This is a genomic window from Agromyces sp. CF514, assembly GCF_900113185.1.
Lineage (GTDB): Bacteria > Actinomycetota > Actinomycetes > Actinomycetales > Microbacteriaceae > Agromyces.
This window is the reverse complement of record NZ_FOZD01000001.1, coordinates 992,831-1,014,350: the sequence shown is the minus strand read 5'-3', so window position 1 is coordinate 1,014,350 and position 21,520 is coordinate 992,831. Positions and strand designations below refer to the sequence as shown.

At 70.7% G+C, this 21,520-nt stretch carries 20 protein-coding genes; 7 read left to right on the top strand and 13 right to left on the bottom strand.

Annotated features, from left to right (window positions below):
• Positions 1-35: 35 nt before the first annotated feature.
• Positions 36-1,172 carry a peptidoglycan-binding domain-containing protein gene (locus BM342_RS04505; protein WP_255368513.1) on the bottom strand — a complete coding sequence of 379 codons (1,137 nt, stop codon included), beginning with the start codon at positions 1,170-1,172 and terminating at the stop codon, positions 36-38.
• 155 nt (positions 1,173-1,327) lie between these two features.
• Between BM342_RS04505 and BM342_RS04500 the strand changes: the two genes are divergently transcribed.
• Positions 1,328-1,744, top strand: a complete 417-nt coding sequence (locus BM342_RS04500) for a VOC family protein (protein ID WP_092964269.1) — start codon at positions 1,328-1,330, stop codon at positions 1,742-1,744.
• Between the two features lie 21 nt (positions 1,745-1,765).
• Here BM342_RS04500 and BM342_RS04495 read toward each other — a convergent pair whose 3' ends face one another.
• Complete coding sequence (locus BM342_RS04495; RefSeq protein ID WP_092964268.1) at positions 1,766-2,731, bottom strand: LysR family transcriptional regulator; 966 nt, start codon at positions 2,729-2,731, stop codon at positions 1,766-1,768.
• Between the two features lie 77 nt (positions 2,732-2,808).
• On the opposite strand from BM342_RS04495, the gene BM342_RS04490 reads away from it, so the two are divergent.
• On the top strand, positions 2,809-4,605 hold the full coding sequence (locus BM342_RS04490) for an L-aspartate oxidase (protein WP_255368511.1): 1,797 nt from the start codon (positions 2,809-2,811) through the stop codon (positions 4,603-4,605).
• Between the two features lie 22 nt (positions 4,606-4,627).
• On the opposite strand, the gene BM342_RS04485 is transcribed toward BM342_RS04490, so the two are convergent.
• Together BM342_RS04485 and BM342_RS04480 are read right to left on the bottom strand one after the other, a co-directional pair.
• Positions 4,628-5,539 (bottom strand): hypothetical protein, encoded by a 912-nt coding sequence (locus BM342_RS04485; protein WP_092964267.1) that lies wholly within the window; start codon positions 5,537-5,539, stop codon positions 4,628-4,630.
• Positions 5,540-5,600: 61 nt separating this feature from the next.
• Entirely contained in the window at positions 5,601-6,236 is a 636-nt protein-coding gene (locus BM342_RS04480) for a hypothetical protein (RefSeq protein WP_092964266.1), read from the bottom strand.
• 83 nt (positions 6,237-6,319) lie between these two features.
• Between BM342_RS04480 and BM342_RS04475 the strand changes: the two genes are divergently transcribed.
• Entirely contained in the window at positions 6,320-6,802 is a 483-nt protein-coding gene (locus BM342_RS04475; RefSeq protein ID WP_092964265.1) for a DNA alkylation repair protein, read from the top strand.
• 50 nt (positions 6,803-6,852) lie between these two features.
• Here BM342_RS04475 and BM342_RS04470 read toward each other — a convergent pair whose 3' ends face one another.
• Positions 6,853-7,563, bottom strand: a complete 711-nt coding sequence (locus tag BM342_RS04470; RefSeq protein WP_092964264.1) for a response regulator — start codon at positions 7,561-7,563, stop codon at positions 6,853-6,855.
• Positions 7,560-9,269 carry an ATP-binding protein gene (locus BM342_RS04465; protein WP_092964263.1) on the bottom strand — a complete coding sequence of 570 codons (1,710 nt, stop codon included), beginning with the start codon at positions 9,267-9,269 and terminating at the stop codon, positions 7,560-7,562. Before BM342_RS04465 ends, BM342_RS04470 begins: the two co-directional genes overlap by 4 nt.
• Before the next feature lie 116 nt (positions 9,270-9,385).
• On the opposite strand from BM342_RS04465, the gene BM342_RS04460 reads away from it, so the two are divergent.
• Together BM342_RS04460 and BM342_RS04455 are read left to right on the top strand one after the other, a co-directional pair.
• Positions 9,386-10,846 carry a cation:dicarboxylate symporter family transporter gene (locus tag BM342_RS04460; protein WP_092964262.1) on the top strand — a complete coding sequence of 487 codons (1,461 nt, stop codon included), beginning with the start codon at positions 9,386-9,388 and terminating at the stop codon, positions 10,844-10,846.
• A 61-nt stretch (positions 10,847-10,907) separates the two neighbouring features.
• A complete protein-coding gene (locus BM342_RS04455) occupies positions 10,908-11,717 on the top strand; it encodes an HpcH/HpaI aldolase/citrate lyase family protein (RefSeq protein ID WP_092966518.1) in 810 nt (269 codons plus the stop codon).
• Here BM342_RS04455 and BM342_RS04450 read toward each other — a convergent pair.
• From BM342_RS04450 to BM342_RS04435, 4 genes are read right to left on the bottom strand one after another with little or no spacing between them, the layout of a single operon-like run.
• On the bottom strand, positions 11,705-12,589 hold the full coding sequence (locus tag BM342_RS04450) for a DUF6999 family protein (protein WP_177232057.1): 885 nt from the start codon (positions 12,587-12,589) through the stop codon (positions 11,705-11,707). The two genes, BM342_RS04455 and BM342_RS04450, sit on opposite strands and share 13 nt — an antisense overlap.
• A gap of 1 nt (position 12,590) precedes the next feature.
• Entirely contained in the window at positions 12,591-13,289 is a 699-nt protein-coding gene (locus BM342_RS04445) for an iron-containing redox enzyme family protein (RefSeq protein ID WP_092964261.1), read from the bottom strand.
• Positions 13,286-14,494 (bottom strand): 3-oxoacyl-[acyl-carrier-protein] synthase III C-terminal domain-containing protein, encoded by a 1,209-nt coding sequence (locus BM342_RS04440; RefSeq protein ID WP_092964260.1) that lies wholly within the window; start codon positions 14,492-14,494, stop codon positions 13,286-13,288. The genes BM342_RS04445 and BM342_RS04440 overlap by 4 nt, the downstream gene beginning before the upstream one ends.
• 38 nt (positions 14,495-14,532) lie before the next feature.
• Positions 14,533-15,333: a siderophore-interacting protein gene (locus BM342_RS04435; protein ID WP_092964259.1), complete on the bottom strand. Its 801-nt coding sequence runs from the start codon at positions 15,331-15,333 to the stop codon at positions 14,533-14,535.
• Positions 15,334-15,568: 235 nt separating this feature from the next.
• On the opposite strand from BM342_RS04435, the gene BM342_RS04430 reads away from it, so the two are divergent.
• The gene (locus tag BM342_RS04430) at positions 15,569-18,028 is read left to right on the top strand and encodes a phosphoketolase family protein (RefSeq protein WP_092964258.1); all 2,460 of its coding nucleotides are present in this window, start codon (positions 15,569-15,571) and stop codon (positions 18,026-18,028) included.
• A gap of 108 nt (positions 18,029-18,136) precedes the next feature.
• Here the strand turns inward: BM342_RS04430 and BM342_RS04425 are convergent, their stop codons facing one another.
• Both BM342_RS04425 and BM342_RS04420 read right to left on the bottom strand, forming a co-directional pair.
• On the bottom strand, positions 18,137-18,739 hold the full coding sequence (locus BM342_RS04425) for a uracil-DNA glycosylase family protein (RefSeq protein WP_092964257.1): 603 nt from the start codon (positions 18,737-18,739) through the stop codon (positions 18,137-18,139).
• 45 nt (positions 18,740-18,784) lie between these two features.
• Positions 18,785-19,762: a zinc-binding dehydrogenase gene (locus tag BM342_RS04420; protein ID WP_092966516.1), complete on the bottom strand. Its 978-nt coding sequence runs from the start codon at positions 19,760-19,762 to the stop codon at positions 18,785-18,787.
• A gap of 161 nt (positions 19,763-19,923) precedes the next feature.
• On the opposite strand from BM342_RS04420, the gene BM342_RS04415 reads away from it, so the two are divergent.
• Entirely contained in the window at positions 19,924-20,316 is a 393-nt protein-coding gene (locus BM342_RS04415; RefSeq protein ID WP_092964256.1) for a PPOX class F420-dependent oxidoreductase, read from the top strand.
• Positions 20,317-20,521: 205 nt separating this feature from the next.
• Here BM342_RS04415 and nrdF read toward each other — a convergent pair whose 3' ends face one another.
• The gene (gene nrdF / locus BM342_RS04410; RefSeq protein WP_092964255.1) at positions 20,522-21,502 is read right to left on the bottom strand and encodes a class 1b ribonucleoside-diphosphate reductase subunit beta; all 981 of its coding nucleotides are present in this window, start codon (positions 21,500-21,502) and stop codon (positions 20,522-20,524) included.
• Positions 21,503-21,520 lie beyond the last annotated feature (18 nt).

The window sequence follows — 21,520 nt, the reverse complement described above, 5'->3', positions numbered from 1 at the left end:
CGCGTCGAGCGAGCGACCGGTGCTGCCGTCGAGCCTCAGGGGCTCGGAGTGCTCGTGGGCGCCTCGGTCGGACTCGTCGGCGCGTCCGGCGCCGTGAGCTCGACGATCGCGTGCTCGAAGGCGGCGATCGTCGCGGCGTCGACCGCGCCGGTCGGTTCGACGCCGAGCTCGGTCTGGAACGCCTGCAACGCCTCCGTGAGGGCGTCGGTCCAGACTCCGTCGACCGGTCCGTCCCAGAAGCCGACGAGCTTCAACGTCTGCTGCACGGCGGCCGTCGAGGCCAGCGAGTCCTGCGCGGCCGCTCCGCCGAGTGCGGCCAGTTCGGCGTTGAGCGCTGCGGACGTGGCCTTGTCGACGGTGCCGGTGACCGGGAGTCCGTGTGCTTCCTGGAGGTCTTCGATCGCCTGCACGGTCAGCGGCCCCGACACCCCGTCGACGGTTCCCGAGTAGTACCCCGTCGTGGCGAGATCCTGCTGCAGCGCGAGGGTGTAGGCGCTCACGGCCGCCTCCGCCTGCACCTGCTGGTCCTCGGTGAGGCATCCGGCGTCGGCGAAGAGGCCGAGCCAGGCCATCTCGAGTGCGACGACCGCGCTGTTGAACAGCTCGGAGGCATCGGCCAGCGGCGTCTCGTCGGTGATCGAGGATTGCGCCGCCTCGAACTCGGACTCCGCCTGCTTCACCCGATCGACGGAGGCTGCGGGTGCGAGCGGGGTGCTCGTCGGTGCCGGAGGCGTGTCCGAAGGCGTGCCGGACGGTCCGGCCTCGGCCGCGGCGAGCGCCGCCCTGGCCTCTGCCAGTTCCTGCTCCGCAGTCTCGAGATCGTGTCGCGCGGCGGTCGCGGCCTCGGCGCCGTCGAACGCGTCGTCGCGAGGCTCGGCGAGGTCGGCGCCCGCAGCCCTGACGTCGCCGACGGTCGGGGCGCTGGCGGTCAGCACGTCGCTGTACCCGTCGACGGCGGCGATGTAGTCACCGCTCGCCTCGCAGAACGCCTGGGAGGCCGCGTCGAGGTCGGCTTGCGCGGTCGCGACGGCCTTCTCCTTCGCCGTGACCTGCGCCTTCGCCCGATCGACGCTGTCGGTGCTCGCTGCGCACCCGGCGAGGCCCGAGAGGGCGACGACCGATACGACCACGGTGGCGAGGAGCCCTGAGCGCTTCGAGCGGTGCGACGTCACGATGATCCCCCGATCACGAGATGGAACCCGGTCGCCTGCGGCTTCGCAGCGCCCGACGCTCATCCTGCCACTCGGCCTCTCGGATGCGGCGGCGATTCCGCGGATTCCGACGGCGCGTCGAGATGCGCGTCGCAGGCCGCTCATAGGATGTCCGGATGCCCCTCTTCGATCACCTCGGCCTCTCGGTCGAGGACCTGCCCCGCTCGATCGCCCAGTTCGATCCCGTGATGACCGCGCTCGGCTGCGACCGGAACGACGCTGACAACGGGGTGTCCTGGTCCCTCGGCGAGGAGGAGCTGATCCTCTTCCCCGCGCGCGAGCCGGGCAGCGGTCCGCACCGGCACGGCCGCGTCGGCTGGCAGCACCTCGCGTTCCCGATCGCCTCACGTGACGAGGTGGATCGCCTGCACGGCATCGCCCTCGCGGCGGGTTGGACCTCGGTGCGCGACCCGAAGCCCTACCCGCGTTTCAACGAGCGCTACTACGCGGCCTTCGTCGAGGACGACAACGGCATCCGCTTCGAGTTCATGTTCAATCCGCCGCGCGACGCCGCCGAGGCTGCGAGCGCCTGAGCCGATCCGGGCACGACCGGATCAGTCGCCCGGTTCGGCGACCCGCATGGTCGCACCCGCCCTCGCCGCGAACGCGGTGGCGCCCGCGGTGATCGTGCGGCGCATCACCTCGACGGCCGCGGTCGGCGCGACATCCGCGGGTCGCGCAACGCTGATCGTGCGCGACAGCGCGGAACCGGAGACGTCCGAGGGGCCGAGCTGCGGCCCTTCGAGGCGCACCGACCGGAGCCCGGGCCGGTCGATGAGCACCATCGCCGGTACGATCGCGACGCCGAGGCCGCGCTCCACGAATCGCAGCACGGCGTCCATCTCGGCGCCCTCGAGCACGACCTCGGGAGTCAGCCCCGACGTGCGGAACGCGGCATCCGTCGTGCTCCGCAGGTCGTAGCTCGAGCTGAACACGATCTGCGGCAGGGCTGCCACCTCGTCGAGTGCGATGGTGTCGCGGGCGGTCACCGGCGGCGCGGCTGCCGACGAGATGACCACGAGCTCCTCGACGAGCAGGGGCGTCACGGTGAAGCGCTCCGCCGCCGCGGCATCGGACGTGGTGATCAGTGCGAGGTCGAGTTCGCCGCCGGCGAGTTCGTCGAGCAGCCGACGCGACCCGTGCTCCGTCAGGTGCAGCTCGATCGCCGGATGCGCGGCGTGGAACGCGCTCAACACCTCCGCGACGAGGCTGATGCAAAGGGTCGGGGTCGCCCCGAGGCGCACCCGGCCGCGTTCGAGGCCCGCGAGCTCGGCGAGTTCGCGGCGCACCGACTCGGCGTCGGCGAGCATGCGGCGGGCCAGGGGCAGCAGCGACTCCCCTGCGACCGTGAGCGTGCTGCCCCCACGCGCCCGGTGGAACAGCTCCGCGCCGAGCTCGTGCTCGAGCGCCGCGATCTGGCGGCTCAGTGAGGGCTGGGCGAGGTAGAGCTCCTCGGCGGCGCGCGTGAAGTTGCCGAACCGGGCCACCTCGACGAAGCTGCGCAGTTGCTCGAGGTTCATATCGATAGCCTACGCGCATGGTTCTCATGAAATAGATGCATTGGAGTAATCGAAACCCCGAACCTAGCGTGGAGCGCATGACCACCTCAGGCACCTCCAATATCCGCGGCAGCGCCATCGGCAGCCCCTCCGCACACGGCACCGTCCCCGAACGGCAGATCTCCACGACCGTGCTCGTGATCGGCACCGGCGGGTCGGGCCTGCGCGCCGCGATCGAGCTCGCCGAGGCCGGCATCGACGTGCTCGCACTGGGCAAACGGCCCAAGTCCGATGCCCACACCTCCCTCGCGGCGGGCGGCATCAACGCCGCGCTCGCGACGATGGACGTCGACGACAGCTGGCAGCAGCACGCGGCGGACACGCTCAAGGAGAGTTACCTCCTCGCGGACCCGCGCACGGTCGAGACGGTGACGAAGGGCGCTGCCCGCGGCATCGACGACCTCGAGCGCTACGGCATGCCGTTCGCCCGCGAGGACGATGGCCGTATCTCGCAGCGCTTCTTCGGCGCGCACACCTACCGCCGCACCGCCTTCGCGGGCGACTACACCGGGCTCGAGATCCAGCGCACGCTCGTCAACCGGGCCGCACAGCTCGACGTGCCGATCCTCGACACGGTCTACGTCACGCGCATCCTCGTGAACGACGACGGCGCGGTCTTCGGCGCGTACGGCTTCGACCTCGAAGACGGAACCCGATACCTGATCCACGCCGACGCGGTCATCCTCGCCGCCGGCGGCCACAACCGCATCTGGCGGCGCACCTCGTCGCGCCGCGACGAGAACACGGGCGACTCGTGGCGGCTGGCCGTCGAGGCGGGCGGGCGCGTGCGCGACCCCGAGCTCGTGCAGTTCCACCCGTCGGGCATCATCGAGCCCGAGAACGCAGCAGGCACCCTCATCAGCGAGGCGGCGCGCGGCGAGGGCGGCATCCTCACCAACGGCCTCGGCGAACGCTTCATGGCGAAGTACGACCCCGAACGCATGGAGCTCTCGACGCGCGACCGGGTCGCCCTCGCCTGCTACACCGAGATCAAGGAGGGGCGCGGAACCCCCAACGGCGGTGTCTGGCTGGATGTCTCGCACCTGCCCCGCGAGACGATCATGCAGCGCCTCCCCCGCGTGTACCAGACCATGCTCGAGCTGCAGATGCTCGACATCACGAAGCAGCCGATCGAGATCGCGCCCACCGCGCACTACTCGATGGGCGGCGTGTGGGTGCGCCCAGACGACCACGGCACGGACGTGCCGGGCCTCTATGCCATCGGCGAGGCATCCTCCGGACTGCACGGCGCCAATCGCCTCGGCGGCAACTCGCTCATCGAGCTGCTCGTCTTCGGGCGCATCGTCGGGCAGGCCGCGATCGCCTACTCGGCGTCGCTCGACGCGCAGAGGCGCTCGGCCGCCGCGGTGCAGGCCGCGCGCGACGAGATCTCCGCGCTGCTCGCCTCCGACGGCACCGAGAACGTTCGGGCACTGCAGCGCGCCATCCGCAACACCATGACCGAGCACGCCGGCGTGGTGCGCGACGAGGCCGGTCTCCTCGCCGGCCTCGCCGAGCTCGACGCGATCGAGGCGCGCATCGCCGATATCGGCGTGCACCCCGACATCGCCGGCTACCAGGACCTGGCGCACGCCTTCGACCTGAAGTCGGCCGCGCTTGCCGCACGTGCGACCCTCGAGGCCGCGCTCGAACGGCGCGAGACCCGCGGATGCCACAACCGCAGCGACTTCCCGGCGCTCGACGAGTCCCTGCAGGTCAACCTCGTCTGGTCGCCGTCGTCGGGCATCACCCGCGAGGAGATCCCGGAGATCCCTGAGGAGATCGCGGCGCTCATGCGCGAGGAGGTCTCGGTCGCGGGCAAGCTCGTCGAGTAGGTCGCCGACGGGTTCGCCTGGGTCAGTCCAGTGCCGCGCGCAGTGCGTCGGCAGTCGCCCGGGCCGTCTCGGCGGCGGCCGACGCGCGGTCGTATGCGTGCTCGCGTTCGTCGGCGAGGTGTTCGGCCGCCGCGAGATCGCGCTCGGCCCGCGCGAGGCGCCGCTCGAGGTCCTGCTGCGCGGTGCGGAGCTCGTCGCGGGCGGCCCGCGCGTCGTCGAGCGCAGCACGCGCCTCGTCGCGCGGGCCCGAGGCGGCCTCGAGGGCGCGCTCGGCCGCAGCGGCCTCCTCCTCGGCCTCGGCAGCGGCCGCCACCGAAGCCTCGGCGGCACGTGCCGCTGCCTCGTCGGCCTGGCGTTGCTTCAGGGCGCGGCGGTCGCCGACCTCGTCGCGCGGCGGGGCTGCGGCCGAGCGTGCCGAAGCGCCCGGCGTCCACGCGGCAACCGCGTCGGTGAGGTCCACCTCGGTGCCGATGGCCTCGAGACTGCGGACGAGCCTGCCGCTGCGCACGGCATCGGTGGCCGCGGCATCCGTCATCGCGGCCTGCAGGGTCGACGCGACGTCGTCGAGCACCGGGCCCCGCACCGGATGCCCGAGTTCGTCGGCGAGCGCGCCGGCGTCGGCCGCGACCGCACCGACGACCTTGCGCCGCTCCCGTGCGAGGGCGGTGAGGGCGGCTGCGTCGACCTCCGCCTGCGCGGCGCGGAGCTGTGCTCCGAGCTCGAACAGCTGGTCGAGCTCATCGGGGCGCAGGCGCACGAGCTGGTTCACGAGCCAGGCGGGAGCAGACGGCTTCCGGAGCTCGGCCACCGCATCGGCCAAGGCCCGGTCGTCGGCGCGAAGCTGCTTCGCTCGGGCGTTGCGAGCCGCGGTGAACGCCTCGGGCGGCAGCCCGTAGAGCTCATCGGCGATCTCGGCGAGCGCGTCCTCGGCCATGCGTCCATCCTCACACCACGACGTGCAGCCGCGTCCAGAATCCAGAGTCGGAACGCAGGCGTCAGAACCACATCGACTGCGTGATGAAGAACACGCCGAACGCGCAGTAGGCGATCCACGAGGCAGTGGTGAGGATCGTGGTCGCACGGATCAGCCTCCACGCGCCGATGCGCTCGCGAACGGCATACCGTTCGGACCGCACGACGGACCCGGTGTAGATCAGCGGCATGTTCACGACGATCGCGAACCCGCCCGCGACGACGGCGAACGCTCCGAACACGGCCAGGCCGCCGTACCCGCCGACGCGGTCGACCGAGCCCATCACCGCGACCGTCACGACGACCAGCACGGCGAACGCGACGAGCATCGTGACCGCCGTGACGAGGGAGGCCCGCTGACGGAACAGCCCGAAACGGATCGCCTCGTCGTTGCGCGGCTCGTCTTCGGCTCCGCGCCATGCGCGACGGGCGACGACCTCTCGCACGACGATCGCCACAACCGTGTACGGCACGGCGGCGTAGGCGGCCGCCATGCCCGCGTACAGCGAGACCATGACACCCGGCGTGAAAGCGAAGATCGCAAACCCGACGGCGAGCAAAATCAGGGTCATCGCGGCGCTCGCGTACAAGCCCTGCGGCTTCGGCTCCGGAACCTCCGCCGCCGTTTCGGCGTGGACTCCCTCTTCGGTGTTCGACATCGCCCCGCCTTCCGAATTCGCGCCCGAGTCCGACCCTATGCCACCGTGCCGACGTGCCAGTCTCGCGGCCCGAGAATGGAACCGTGAGCGCAGCCGGTGAGTTCGTCGACGCGGCCCTGCGGTACGAGGGCGACGAGTACCGCGCCGACGACGTGCGAGAGCGCCTGGGCGGCGAGCTCGACTCGTACGGCGCGTCGGTCGGTGCCGTGCGCGGCACGATCCGCGACCTCGGCAACCGGCATCGCGACCTCGACCACGACGCGATCACGGCACTGAGCTCCGAGCTCTGGTCAGCGCCCGTGTACGAGCGCCGCCTCGCCGCGATCGTGCTCCTGCAGACCCACGTGCGCAAGCTCGGCAACTCCGACCTGACCCGCATCGAGGGATTCCTGCGCGAGTCATCCGTCGACGCGCTGACCACCCCGCTCATCGATGACGTCGTGCGCCCGTTGGTCGGCTCGCTCGACGGCGCCGCGCGCACCCGAGCGCTCGCCGTGCTCGCGCGCTGGGCCGACGACCCCGACCCGCGGCTGCGGAGAGCCGCACAGGGCGCACTGCGCACCTGAGACCGCACCCGACGTCGAGTCGCGTCGAGGCCGTGGGCACGGCGGATGCCTCAGCCCAGCCGCCACCGGTACTCGAGCTCCGGCCGACCGGGCGTGCCGTAGCGCGGCGCCCGCTCGACGGAGCCGTCGTCGGCGAGATGCTCGAGGTACCGGCGTGCCGTGACCCGGGAGATCGCCAGTTCGGCGGCGAGTTCGCTCGCCGACACCGCTTCGTCGCGCCCGCGCAGCGCCTTGACGATGCGGCCGAGCGTGTCGCCGGCGAGACCCTTCTCGAGCGGCGCAGACCCGGGCGACCGCAGGCGCGCGAGCGTCTGGTCGACCTCGTCCTGCGTGGTGACGCCGGCGCCCTCGGCGAAGCCGGCGCGGAACTCGACATAGCTCCGCATCCGATCGGCGAAGACCGGGAAGGTGAACGGCTTGATGAGGTAGGCGACGATGCCGAGATTCACCGAGGCACGCACCACCGAGACGTCGCGCACGGCCGAGATCGCGATGACGTCGACCTCGAGACCGGCGGTGCGGATGCGGCGGCAGAGCTCGATGCCGTGGATGTCGGGGAGGTTCATGTCGAGCAGCACGAGGTCGATGGAGCCGCGCCGCGAGTCGCCTCCGGGCAGCGAATCCCGCAGCAGCCGGATCGCCTCCTTGCCGTTGAGCGCCACGCCCGCCACGGCGAACCCGTCGAGTCGACGCAGGTACTCGGCGTGCGCCTCGGCGGTGATGGGCTCGTCGTCGACCACGAGCACGCGGACGTCGGTCATGCGCGGCCACTGCTCGTCGGAAGCCGTTGCGGCAACAGCACCGTGAAGACGGCGCCGACACCGCCCTCGCGTGGGGTCACGGCGACGGTGCCGCCGAGCCGCCGCACCGACTGCCCGACGAGGGCGAGGCCGAGGCCCCGGCCCGCCTCGCCGTGCTCCTTCGTCGAGAAGCCGCGCTGGAACACCCGCTCGGGATCGACGACCCCTGGGCCGTTGTCCGAGACCCGGACGCGCACCGCACGCGAAAAGGCGTCCGCGTCACCGCCGCCGCCCGCCGACGTGCCCTCCGTCACCACGTCGATCGCCACCTCCACGGTCGGGTCCGCGACGGAGACGGCCGGCTCCATGGTCGCGGCGACGGCATCGACCGCGTTGTCGATGAGGTTGCCGACGATCGTCACCCACTCGGCGGGCGGCACGTCCGTGTCGGCGATCGCGTCGTCGACCGAGATGGCGAGCTCGACGCCGCGTTCGCTCGCCTGCGCCGCCTTGCCGAACAGCAGGGCTGCGAGCACGGGCTCCTCGACGGCGCCCATGACCTCGTCGGCGAGCTCCTGCCGGGTGTCGAGCTCGTGGGCCGCGAACGCGAGCGCCTGTTCGGGCCGTCCGAGCTCGATCAGCGCGACGATCGTGTGCAGCCGGTTGGCGAACTCGTGCGTCTGCGAGCGCAGCGCGTCCGAGAGCGTGCGCATGGTGGCCAGCTCGCCCGCGAGCTGCTCGAGCTCGGTGCGGTCGCGCACCGTCGTGACCGTGCCGAGGATGCGCGCCGGGCCGGGGTTCGCCGCCGACGGCGTCGACACCGCGACGGCCTGGTTCACCACGAGCACGCGGTCGTCGGTGAGGTGCACCTCGTCGACCGCGACCGCTCCCCCGGCGAGCAGGTCTCGCAGCGACGCCGGCAGCTCGAGGTCGCGCACCGCGACCGGCTCGCCCGAGGCATCCGACGAGGGATGCCGCGGCAGGCCGAGCAGCTCGGTGGCCTGGTCGTTGGCGAGCACGAGCCGGCCCTGCGTATCGACGAGCAGCAGCCCCTCGCGCACGGAGTGCAACACGCCCTCGTAGTAGGCGAACATGCGGCTCATCTCTTCGGGCCCGCGCCCCCAGGTGACCCGCCGCAGGTAGCGGCTGAGCAGCCACGCGACGAGCGCCCCGAGCAGCAGGGTGACGAGCGCCGCCCCGAACACGATGGGCAGACGGGTGCCGAGCGCCGCCGAGAGGTTCGAGACCGTGACGCCCGCCGACACGATGCCGACCACCTCGCCCGAGGCGTCCTCGATGGGCACGGTCGACCGCATGCTGGGGCCGAGCGTGCCCGTGTACGTCTCGGTGAACGGCTCGCCGCGCAGCGCCGGCTCGATCGTGCCCTGGAACGGCAGGCCGATCTGCGAGACGTCGGGGTGCGTGTAGCGCGTGCGATCGGGGTTCATGATCGTCACGAAGTCGGTGTCGGTGTCGGCCATCACGTCGACGGCGTACGGCTGCAGCTCCGCCGTGGGGTCGTCGGTCGCGAGCGCCTCGACCACGAACGGGTTGTCGGCGATCGAGGTCGCGACGGCCATCGTCTTCGCCGCGGCATCCGCCTCGACATCGGCTCTCGCATCGGCCCACAACCAGATCGTGGCCGCCGTCGTGAGCACCGCGATGAAGCCGACCTGCACGACGAACAGGCGCGTGGCGATGCTCCATCGCCGCACCCACGCCGTCATGCCCACGAGACCAGTATGAACACAACGTCGTCGCCGGAGCCCGCTCGATCGAAGCTGTCAGCACTGATCGCAGGCCGGTCGCATCGCAGCGACCGCCATGAGGACGAGGAAGACCAATGGCAACGACGCATGCGGTGTCCGCACCCCAGAATCGCAAGGGGCGACGACTCGATCGCTCGCACTACCTCTACATCGCCGTCATCGTCGCGGTGGCCGCGGGCATCGGCGTGGGGCTGGCGTTCCCCGACTTCGCCGTGGGGCTGAAGCCCATCGGCGACGCCTTCATCGCGCTCATCAAGATGATGATCGCCCCCATCATCTTCTGCACGATCGTGCTCGGCGTCGGCTCGGTCGCCAAGGCCGCCACGGTCGGCAAGGTCGGCGGCCTCGCCCTCGGCTACTTCGTCGTGATGTCGACCTTCGCACTGGCGATCGGCCTCATCGTCGGCAACATCATCCACCCGGGCGCGGGCCTCGACATCTCGTCGACGACCTACGACACGTCCGACCTCAAGGCGGCGTCCACGACCGAGTTCCTGCTCGGCATCATCCCGACCACGTTCTTCGCGTCGCTCACGAGCGGCAGCATCCTGCAGGCCCTGTTCGTCGCGCTGCTCGTCGGCTTCGCGCTGCAGAAGATGGGTCCGAAGGGCGTGCCCGTGCTCGAGGCGATCCGCCACCTGCAGGTGCTCGTGTTCCGCATCCTCGCGATGATCATGTGGCTCGCGCCCATCGGCGCGTTCGGCGCCATCGCGGCCGTCGTCGGTGCGACGGGCGTCGCCGCACTCGTGGCGCTCGGCACGCTCATGGTGGCGTTCTACCTGACCTGCATCGTGTTCATCGTCGTGGTGCTCGGCCTGCTGCTGAAGCTCGTCACGGGCGTCAACATCTTCCGCATGATGAAGTACCTCGGCCGCGAGTACCTGCTCATCGTGTCCACGTCGTCGAGCGAGGTCGCACTGCCCCGCCTCATCGCCAAGATGGAGCACCTCGGCGTCTCGAAGCCGGTCGTCGGCATCACCGTGCCGACCGGCTACTCGTTCAACCTCGACGGCACCGCGATCTACCTCACGATGACGTCGCTGTTCATCGCCAGCGCGCTCGGCACCCCGCTCAGCATCCCCGAGCAGATCTCGCTCCTGCTGTTCATGATGATCGCCTCGAAGGGCGCAGCGGGAGTCACCGGCGCCGGTCTCGCGACCCTCGCCGGAGGCCTGCAGGCGCACCGCCCCGACCTCGTGAACGGCGTCGGCCTCATCGTGGGCATCGACCGCTTCATGAGCGAGGCCCGCGCCCTCACGAACTTCACCGGCAACGCCGTGGCCACCGTGCTCATCGGCACCTGGACCAAGCAGATCGACACCGTGCAGGTCGAGGAGGTGCTCTCGGGCCGTCGCCCCTTCGACGAGGCCACGATGAGCGCCGACGACCACCTCGGCGCCGACGAGCAGGCCTACGAGGATGCCGCGGGCTCGGCCACGCAGGCCGGTGACGACCGGCACATCTCCACCGGAGCCGTGGCGAGCATCGTCAACGGAACTTCCGCCCCCGAGAAGGAGTCCGCTCGTGTCCACTGACACGCTCGCCGAGATCCGGCCGCCGGTGTCGGCCGCCGCGACCAGCACCGTCGCACCCGCCATGGCCCGGTCGTGGCTGCTCGTCTCGGGCGCGAGACCAGAGGGATTCGCGGATGCCGCGGCATCCGGAGCCGATGCGCTCGTGCTCGACGTCGAGGACGCCGTGCCGGTGCCGGCGAAGGCGGCCGCCCGTGCGGCCGTGGCCGAGTGGCTCTCGACGGGCGGCCGCGCCTGGGTGCGGATCAACGATGCGACGACGACCCACTGGGGCGACGACCTCGACGCGCTGGGCACGATCGGCGGGGTCGACGGGCTCGAGGGCGTCGTGCTCGCGAAGGCGGAGTCCGTCGCGCAGGTCGCTGCCACCGCCGAACGCCTGCGGCCGGGCACGCAGATCATCGCCCTCATCGAGAGCGCGGTCGGACTGGAGGAGGCGTCCGCGATCGCGCGGCATCCGTCGACCTTCCGCCTCGCGTTCGGGGTCGGCGACTTCCGCCGCGACACCGGCATGGGCGCGAGCGAGATCGCGCTCGCCTACCCGCGCTCGCGGCTCGTGGTCGCGAGCCGGGCCGCCGGACTCCCCGGTCCGATCGACGGGCCGTCGCTCGGCACCGACCCCGAGACGGTGCGCGACCAGTCCGCGCACGCCGCCTCGCTCGGCATGACCGGCCGCCTCTGCCTGCATGGCGCCCAGGCCCCGGTCGTGAACGGCGCCCTGAGCCCCTCGGAGGACGACGTCGCCTGGGCGTCCGGCGTGCTCGCCGAGTTCGACGCCCGCGGCCGGGTGATCCGCGACGGGAGCGATCTGCCCAGGCTCGCCCGCGCCCGCGCGATCACCGCCGATGCGGCGGCGTTCGCCTACCCGGCCTGAGGCCTCCCGGAGGCCGGGTCCGACGCCGCCGCCGCCGCTGCTGCCGCCGCCGCCGCCGCGAGCTTCACGAGGTGCGCGTGGGCGTACTCGCAGATGAGGGCGTGCCGGTAGACCATGCGCGGCACGTCGACGTTGGAGTCCATCCAGAGGCTCAGCTCGCCGGTCTTCCAGTGCCGGAACGTGTCGTCGTCGCAGAGCACGGCGAGGATCTCGAGGAACGAGTCGTCGAACCGCATCGAGTGCACCGCGCGGCGGTACTCCTCCATGGTGAGCGCCATCGAGAACGGGATGTTCATGAAGCAGAGGGCAGTCTGGATGTCGAGGCGCAGCAGCCGCGCCCGTCGGCGTTCGGCATCGATGGGCGGGATGTCGAGCTCCGCGAAGTCGAGCTCCGACGCCGGCGGAGCCGTCAGCGGCACGCCGTCGAGCGCGATGAGCACGTCGTAGACGTTGACGTCGTGCTCGACGACCGCGTGGTCGCCGAGCTCCGCCAGGCTCACGGGTCGGAGCGTGACCGGCGGGATCGCGGCATCCGAGTTGCGCAGCACGAAGTTCACGAGGTTCGTCTCGATGACGAAGTGCCTGATCAGCAGTTCGACGGCGTCGGGCGAGACGAACCGGCGCAGGTACCAGATGCACAGCCGGTCCATGGTGGTCAGCGGCATCCACCGGAACGGCAGCACGCGCTTCACGGCCGAGACGAGCGCCACGACGACCCGCGAGAACGGCCGGGCGAGCGGGTAGAGCCATCGCCGCGACATCCGCCGCTGGTCGTCGACGATCTTGCGCACGACCGCGCGATCGATGGGCACGGCGGGGTCGACGGCCACCGCCGCCCACATGCTCGGATCGGAGCGCGGGGCCTCGGTCATCTCAGTGGTCCAGCTCTTCCAACTGCAGCGCATAGAGCCGGGCGACGACCTGGGCGCAGCGCACGACCTCATCGGCACCCGCCTCATCGACGATGCCCGATGTGAGAATCGCCTCGAGGTCGCCGGTGTGCGCGCTGTCGGCCTCCTGGTGGTACTGCATGAAGTGCACCTGGTTGTCGGCGAGGCCGAGCACCTCCTGGAACTGGTCGGCCCAGCCCGCCGCGCGCTTCGCCCCGAGGCCCTCGATGATGAACATCGCGCCGAGCAGCCCCACCGGGTTCGGTCGGTCGGCGTACGTGAACATGTAGCCGGAGAGCGCCTCGGAGCCGAGGTTCTTGCGACCCGCGCGCAGTTCGTCGAGCGAGCCGCCGATCGCCACGTAGTCGCGCTCGATCATCAGGAAGTCGCGGTGCTCCTCCTCGGCGTGGCGGATCGCGGCCGAGCGCAGCTCGAAGTGCTCGATGTCGAAGTTCGATGCGGCCCGCGAGATCCACGGCGAGCCGTCGACGACCTGCTGACGCAGGTTGAAGAGCAGGCGCTCGTAGTCGTGCAGCGTGACGGTGCCGTCGGCGAGGCGGCTGAGCACGGGCACCCGGTCGAGGCGCTCCTCCAGTTCGACCCAGACGTCGGCCAGCCGGTCGGCGAGGCTGTCGGCGACGGATGCCGCGGCATCCGTCGTGCTGATCGTGTCGGTCGTCATGCTGGGGCTCCTTGCTGGTCGGATGTCGCGGGCAGGTCTGATGCGTACTGATCGGATGTCGCAGGCCGGTCTGGTGCGGCCTGCCCGGGCGGGGCGACCACGGTGAGATGGGCGAACGCGAACGAGAAGCGACCCGATTCGGGCACCGCCAGCAGCACCGTCTCGCCGGGCCGGAAGCGGCCGGTGCGCCAGGCCTCCTCGAGGGCGATGAAGATGCTCGCCGACCCGGTGTTGCCGCGCGTCTCGAGGTTCGAGTACCAGCGGTCGGTGTCGAGCGTGGGCACCCGCCGCCGCAGTCCCTCGAACGCGAGGTCGCGGAAGATGTTCGTGCTGTAGTGGCACACGACGTGGTCGAGATGGCGCACGTCGACGAGTCCGATGTCGACGAGCTCCTCGAACTGCTTGAGGCCGGCATCGGCGAGGTCGTCGAGCACGCTCACATCCTGTCGCAGCAGGAACATGCCGGCGGCCTCGGCCTCGGCGATGCCGACGTCCTGCCACGTGCTGCCGACGGCCGGGTCGGTGCCGCTCATGCCCGCGCGCATGCACACGTCGTGCTCGTGCGCGAGCGACACTTGGCGCACCCAGTCGACGCGCAGCGACGGCTTGGTCGGGTGCGGCTGGAACTCGACGATGGCCGCCCCGGCGCCGTCGGAGAGCATCCAGCGCAGGAAGTGCGAGTCCATGCCCGCGCGGATGCCGTCGAACCGTCGCTGCCGCAGGCCGCGGCTCGACAGCTCGGAGCCGACGACTGCGGCCCGCGGGTGGTCGCCGAGCCGGATCTTGCTGACCGCCGCATCGAGCGCCGACAGGCTCGACGCGCAGACGCCCGACGCGGTGAGCAGCTGCATCGGTCCGCCGCCGAGGCGACCGTGCACCATCGACGCAAAGCCCGGCACGAGCACATCGCCCATCGTCGTCGCGCACGCGAGCATGCGCAGGTCTTCGGCCCGGATGCCGCGGTCGTCGAGTGCGGCCCGAAGCGCCTTGACGGCGAGCTCCTCGTTGAGCTCGGTCGGCTCGCCGTGCTCGTCGAGCGCGTAGTGCCGCGTGCGGATGCCGTTGTCGGCGAGGATGCGACGGCGGATGCGCTCGGTCACCGCATCGTCGCCGCCGAGGCGCGCGACGATGCCGTCGTTGTCGACCGGCTCACCCGGCAGGTACGAGCCGAAGCCCGTGAGATACGCGGTCGCCGTTGAACCCATGAGGAGACCCTAGGGCACCCGCAACGCGCGCGCCGGGGTCAGTCGCCCTCGTCGCGCGCGAACTCGGCCTTCCACTGCCGGAAGCCGTCTTCGCTGCGGCCGCGGCGCCAGTACCCCGAGACCGACAGCTGACTCCGGTCGAGCCCGCGCTCGGTGCGCAGGTACGGCCGCACCCCGCGCATGACCTCCTCGGCCTCGCCGTGCACGAACGCGTGCACCCGGCCGTTCGGCCAGTCGAGGTTCCGCACCGCATCGGTCAGCAGGCCGGCGCCCGTGCCGCCGTCGCGATGCACGAACTCGACGGATGCCCCGCTCGGCAACGTCAACTCGGGCTGGGCGTCGGCCGACTCGACGAGCACGACCACGCGAGCCACCGCGTCGGGCGGCAGCACCTCGAGCGCGGCGGTGAGGGCCGGCAGCGCCGACTCGTCGCCGACGAGCAGGTGCCAGTCGGCGGTCGGATCGGGGCGGTAGGCGCCTCCGGGGCCGTTCGCGAGCAGCACGTCACCGGCCTGCGCTGCCGCAGCCCACGGACCGGCGACCCCCTCGTCGCCGTGCACGACGAAGTCGATGTCGAGCGTGCCGGCCGCGACATCCGGATGCAGCGCCGTATAGGTGCGGACGACCGGCAGGTCTTCAGGCGGCATCGTGCCCCGCAGTTCGCGGATGTCGAGCTCGGCGGGATAGGTCACACCGGGCTTCGGGAAGACGAGCTTCACGTACCGGTCGGTGAACTCGCTGCCGAGGAACGCCGAGAGGTCGTCGCTGCGCAGGTGGATGCGGCGGAGCGCCGGGGTGACCCACGAGGTCGCGGTCACTTCGAGTCTGGTGGTCGGCATGCTCGTTCTCCTCGGATGCGCTTCGCCGACGCCCGCGGGCCTGCGGCGACAGCGGTTTCCGAGTGTAGGCGAGGGCGCTGCAGGTCCGGGCCTCGGCGATGCGAACGGACGCCCGGGTCCTGCGCGACCGACGGTTGAACGGCGGATGTCGGATGCGATCGTCCGTTGTCAGCCCGAGTCCGGTCTGCAACGCTGGGCTGAGGGGAACGGATCGGCGACGGACGGGGCGGGCTTCATGACGACGAACACGGTGACGCAGGGTTGGGCCGAAGGAACGGGCGAACCGCTCGACGAGCAGACGCTGGAGCAGCTGAACACCTGGTGGCGGGCGGCCAACTACCTCTCGATCGGGCAGATCTACCTGCTCGACAATCCGTTGCTGCGCAGGCCGCTCACCCGAGACGACGTCAAGCCGCGCCTGCTCGGCCACTGGGGCACGACGCCGGGGCTGAACTTCATCTACGCCCATCTCAATCGGGTGATCCAGGAGCGAAGCCTCAGCACGATCTACATCGCCGGCCCCGGCCACGGCGGGCCGGGCATGGTGGCCAACACGTACCTCGACGGCACGTACAGCGAGCTCTACGGGGCGATCGACCAGTCGACCGACGGGCTGCGGGCGCTCTTCCGGCAGTTCTCGTTCCCCGGCGGCATCCCGAGCCATGCGGCGCCCGAGACGCCCGGGTCGATCCACGAGGGCGGCGAGCTGGGCTACTCGCTCTCGCACGCCTACGGTGCCGCATTCGACAACCCCGACCTCCTGGTCGCGACCGTCGTCGGCGACGGCGAGGCCGAGACCGGCCCGCTGGCGACCGCCTGGCACTCCAACAAGTTCCTCGATCCGCTGCAAGACGGGGTGGTGCTGCCGATCCTGCACCTCAACGGCTACAAGATCGCGAATCCCACGGTGCTCGCCCGCATCCCCGAGTCCGAGCTGCTCGACCTCATGCGCGGCTACGGCCACACCCCGTACCTCGTCTCGGGCGGCTTCGACGGTGAGGACCCGATGGAGGTGCACCGGCGGTTCGCGGAGACCCTCGACGTCGTGCTCGACCAGATCGCGCGGATCAAGGCGGATGCCGCGGCCGGCACCCTCGAGGGTCGACCCGCCTGGCCGATGATCATCCTGCGCACCCCCAAGGGGTGGACGTGCCCGAAGGAGATCGACGGGCATCCCGCCGAAGACAACTGGCGCTCGCACCAGGTTCCGCTCTCGAACGCCCGCGACACCGAGGAGCACCTGCGCCTGCTCGAGGCGTGGCTGCAGTCGTACCGCCCTGAAGAACTGTTCGACGAGTCCGGAGCGCCGGTGCCGCTCGCGACCGCGTTGGCGCCGGCGGGCGACCTTCGCATGAGCGCGAACCCCGTCGCCAACGGTGGCCTGCTCCGCACCGAGCTCAGGCTGCCCGACTTCCGCGAGTACGCGGTCGACGTTCCATCACCGGGCGAGACCGTGAGCGAGGCGACCGCGGTGCTCGGCGGGTGGCTCCGCGACGTCATCACGGCGAACCCCACGAACTTCCGCATCTTCGGCCCCGACGAGACGGCGTCGAACCGGCTCCAGGCCGTGTTCGAGGTGACCGACAAACAGTGGAATGCCGAGCTGTGGCCGATCGATGCCGCCGACAACCACCTCGCGCGGGCGGGGCGCGTGATGGAGATGCTGAGCGAGCACCAGTGCGAGGGCTGGCTCGAGGGCTACCTGCTCACCGGCCGGCACGGCCTGCTCAACTCGTACGAGGCCTTCATCCACATCGTCGACTCCATGTTCAACCAGCACGCGAAGTGGCTGAACACCTCGAAGAAGATCCCGTGGCGCCGCCCGGTCAGCTCGCTCAACTACCTGCTGAGCTCGCACGTCTGGCGGCAGGACCACAACGGCCTCTCGCATCAGGACCCGGGGTTCATCGACCACGTCGTCAACAAGAAGGCCGAGGTCGTGCGGGTCTACCTCCCGTTCGACGCGAACACGCTCCTGTCGACGTACGACCACTGCCTCCGCACGGTCGACTACGTGAACGTCGTCGTCGCCGGAAAGCAGCCGGCGCCCAACTGGCTCACGATGGAGGAGGCGATCGCGCACTGCACGCGCGGCATCGGCCTGCTCGACTGGGCCGGCACCGAGCAGCCCGGCGAGAAGCCCGATGTCGTGCTCGCCGCGGCCGGCGACGTGCCGACGCTCGAGGTGCTCGCCGCCGCGAGCATCCTGCGCGACCGCGTGCCCTCGCTCGCGGTGCGGGTCGTCAACGTGGTCGACCTGATGCGCCTCCAGAACGACACCGAGCACCCGCACGGGCTCTCCGACCGCGACTTCGACGCCATCTTCACGGCCGATCGCCCGGTCGTGTTCGCCTACCACGGCTACCCGTGGCTCATCCATCGCCTCACCTACAAGCGGCACGGCCACGGTCAGCTCCACGTGCGCGGCTACAAGGAGGAGGGCACGACCACCACGCCGTTCGACATGGTCATGCTCAACCAGCTCGACCGCTTCCAGCTCGTGATCGACGTCATCGACCGGGTGCCCGGCCTCTCCGAGCGCGAGGGGCCGCTCCGTCAGGAGATGCACGATGCCAGGCTGCGCGCCCGCGCGTACACCCGCGCCCATGGCGAGGACGACCCCGAGGTCACCGGCTGGAGCTGGAGCGGCTCCGGCGGCAGCGGGCTGGGCGACACCGGCGACGACAACCGCTGAGCCGTTCGGTCGCTGCGTTTCGGTCCGTCGCCGGGCAGGCCCGTCCGATTCATCCGCTCGCCCGTCGCGCTCGTGCCTTCCGGCCGTCGGGCTGTCTGCCACATGCCGTCAAGCCGGAAGGATGTTCGGGTCGGCCAGCGCCGCCGCCACGGCCGTGCGGAGCTCAGGAACTGTCTCGGCCTCGAACCACGGGTTTCGCTGCTGCCATGCGATGTTGCGCGGTGACGGATGCACCACGGGGAAGACCTCCGGCCGAAAGTCGCGCCAGTGCTGCACCGTCTCGGTCAGGGTCGACCGCCGCGCCGGCAGGTAGGCGCGCTGGGCGTATGCGCCGACCAGCACGGTGAGCCGCACGTTCGCGAGCTGCTCGAAGAGCGACGGATGCCACGCGGCCGCGAAGTCCCGACGCGGCGGGGCATCGCCGCCAGAGGCCTTGCCGGGGAAGTAGAAGTCCATCGGCACGATCGCGAACGCCGCCGGATCGTGGAAGGTCTCGCGGTCCACGCCGAGCCAGCGGACGAGGGTGTCCCCGCTGGCATCGCTCCACGGGATGCCGGACTCCTGCGCCCGCCGGCCGGGCGCCTGGCCGATGAGCAGGATCCGCGATTCAGCCGATGCGGCGAACACGGGCTTCCACCCGCGCGCAGTGAACCCCGCGTTCGCCGCATCGGCCATGATCGCGTCGCGGATCCGCCCGATCTCCCCGCTCATCCCTCGCCGACCCGCCCGCCTCGAACTCCCTGGGTGACGCTCGCCTCAGGGGCGCAGCATGACCTTGCCGATGCGACCGGCGTCGAAGTTCGCGCGGCTCGCCTCGGCGATCTCGTCGAAACCGTAGGTCGCTTCGACGGGCAGCGTGATGACGCCCTCGCGCAGTCGCGTGAACACCTCGCCCATGAGCCGCGCGCGCTCCTCGGGCACCATGGTCGCGCTGACGCGGCTGCCCCAGAATCCCTTGACCGTGGCCTGCTTGAAGATCACGTCGCCCGACGGGATCTCCATGATCGGCGACGCCATGGCGCCGAACACCACGAGCGTGCCGTTCTCAGCCAGCAGCGAGACCACCTGCCCGCTGGCGGCACCGCCGACCGCGTCGACGCCCACCCGAATGGGCGCCCCGCCCGTGATCTCGGCGACGCGCTCGCGCCACCCGTCGTCGTCGGTCGCGACGACGTTGCCGATGCCCTGCCCGGCGAGCTCGTCGACGCCGGCGCCACGGCGCACGAGCCCGACCACGTTGATGCCGCGAGCCGGCCCGAGCTGGGCGAGCAACCGCCCGACCGCGCCGTTCGCGGCATTCTGCGCCAGCCAGTCACCGGGGTCGAGCCCGAGCGCGTCGAGCAGGCTGACCGCGCTGAACGGCATCGCGACGATCTGCGCGGCGACCTCGTCGGGCACGCCGTCGGGCAGTGGGATGAGTGCGGCCGCCGATGCGAGGAAGAACTCCGACCAGACGCCGAGCGTGCCGCCGGTCACGACGCGCTGCCCGATCGCCAGGTGCTCGACGCCCTCGCCGAGCGCATCGACGACGCCGAGCGCCTCGGTGCCGCCCACCGCAGGCAGGGTCGGCTTGTAGCCGTACGTGCCGCGCACCGTCCACAGGTCGTGGTTGTGGATCGGCGAGAGCACCAGCTTCACGCGAACCTGGCCGGGCCCGGGCTCCGGAACCGGGACCTCCTGCACCGACAACACCTCGGCCGGGTCTCCGAACTCGTCGTGCATGAGTGCCCGCATCATCGTCTGCTCCATCTTGCGCTCCTCCGTCGCCCGCCGATCCTCCGGCGGTGCACCTTCATCCAACGCCCCGGATCTGACCGTTGGCCGTGCACGGCCGGCAGAGCGAGCGGATGCCGCGCCCCCACATGTATCGACGACCGGGAGGGCAGGATGGAACCATGGCCACGATCGACTCCCTCACCGACGACGGGCGTCGGTTCGTCACCGACTCCCACCTCGCCACGCTCTCGACGATCGGGCCCGACGGCGGGCTCCACGTCGTCGCGGTCGGCTACACGGTCGACGCGGGAGTCGTGCGCATCATCACGAGCGACGGCAGCCAGAAGGTGCGCAACGTGGAGCGCGACGCACGGGCCACCGTGGCGCAGGTGTCCGGTCCGCAGTGGCTCAGCATCGCGGGCGAGGCGATCGTCGAACGCGACCCGCATGCGGTCGCCCACGCGGTCGCGCTCTACGCGCAGCGATACCGCCAGCCCCGCGTGAATCCGCGCCGCGTCGTCATCCGGCTCGAACCCGGTCGCGTGATGGGTTCCGCGGGCCTCCTCGGCTGAGGCTTGCGGCGGGGTCCCGTGGTCGGTTCCGGCCGCGCAGGGTTCACTCCGCGAATCGGATCGGGTGGGCAGCATCCGCATCCCACAGCCGAAACGGCGCCGGCCCACGTCATGAGCTGGCCGCAACGAGCCGCCTGATCACGCCGAGACGACGAGAGGGGCGGATGCCGCAGCATCCGCCCCTCCCATCGGTCTGGAATGACCTCTAGAAGTCCCAGTCCTCGTCTTCGGTCGAGACGGCCTTGCCGATGACGTACGACGAGCCGGAGCCCGAGAAGAAGTCGTGGTTCTCGTCGGCGTTCGGCGAGAGTGCCGAGAGGATCGCCGGGTTCACGTCGGTCACGGTCTTCGGGAACATGGCCTCGTAGCCGAGGTTCATGAGCGCCTTGTTGGCGTTGTAGTGCAGGAACTTCTTGACGTCTTCGGTCAGGCCGACGCCGTCGTAGAGGTCTTGCGTGTACTGCACCTCGTTGTCGTAGAGCTCGTAGAGCAGCGAGAATGTGTAGTCCTTCAGCTCTTCGCGCTCGGCCTCGGTGACGCGCTCGAGGCCCTTCTGGAACTTGTAGCCGATGTAGTACCCGTGCACGGCCTCGTCGCGGATGATGAGGCGGATCAGGTCGGCCGTGTTGGTGAGCTTCGCCCGCGACGACCAGTACATCGGCAGGTAGAAGCCCGAGTAGAAGAGGAAGCTCTCGAGCAGCGTCGAGGCGACCTTGCGCTTCAGCGGCGAGTCGCCCTGGTAGTACTCCATGACGATGGAGGCCTTCTTCTGCAGGTTCTCGTTCTCGACGCTCCACCGGAACGCCTCGTCGATCTCCTTCGTGGAGCACAGCGTCGAGAAGATCGACGAGTAGCTCTTCGCGTGCACCGACTCCATGAACGCGATGTTCGTGTAGACGGCCTCTTCGTGCGGCGTGATCGCGTCGGGAATCAGCGAGACGGCGCCGACCGTGCCCTGGATCGTGTCGAGCAGGGTCAGGCCCGTGAACACGCGCATCGTCAGCGTCTGCTCTTCGGAGGTGAGCGTGTTCCACGACTGGATGTCGTTCGACAGCGGCACCTTCTCGGGCAGCCAGAAGTTGTTCACCAAGCGGTTCCAGACCTCGAGGTCCTTGTCGTCCTGGATCTTGTTCCAGTTGATCGCCTGCACGTGGTCGACGAGCTTGAGCTTCTCGGGAGGGGTCATCCGCCTATGTCCTGTTCT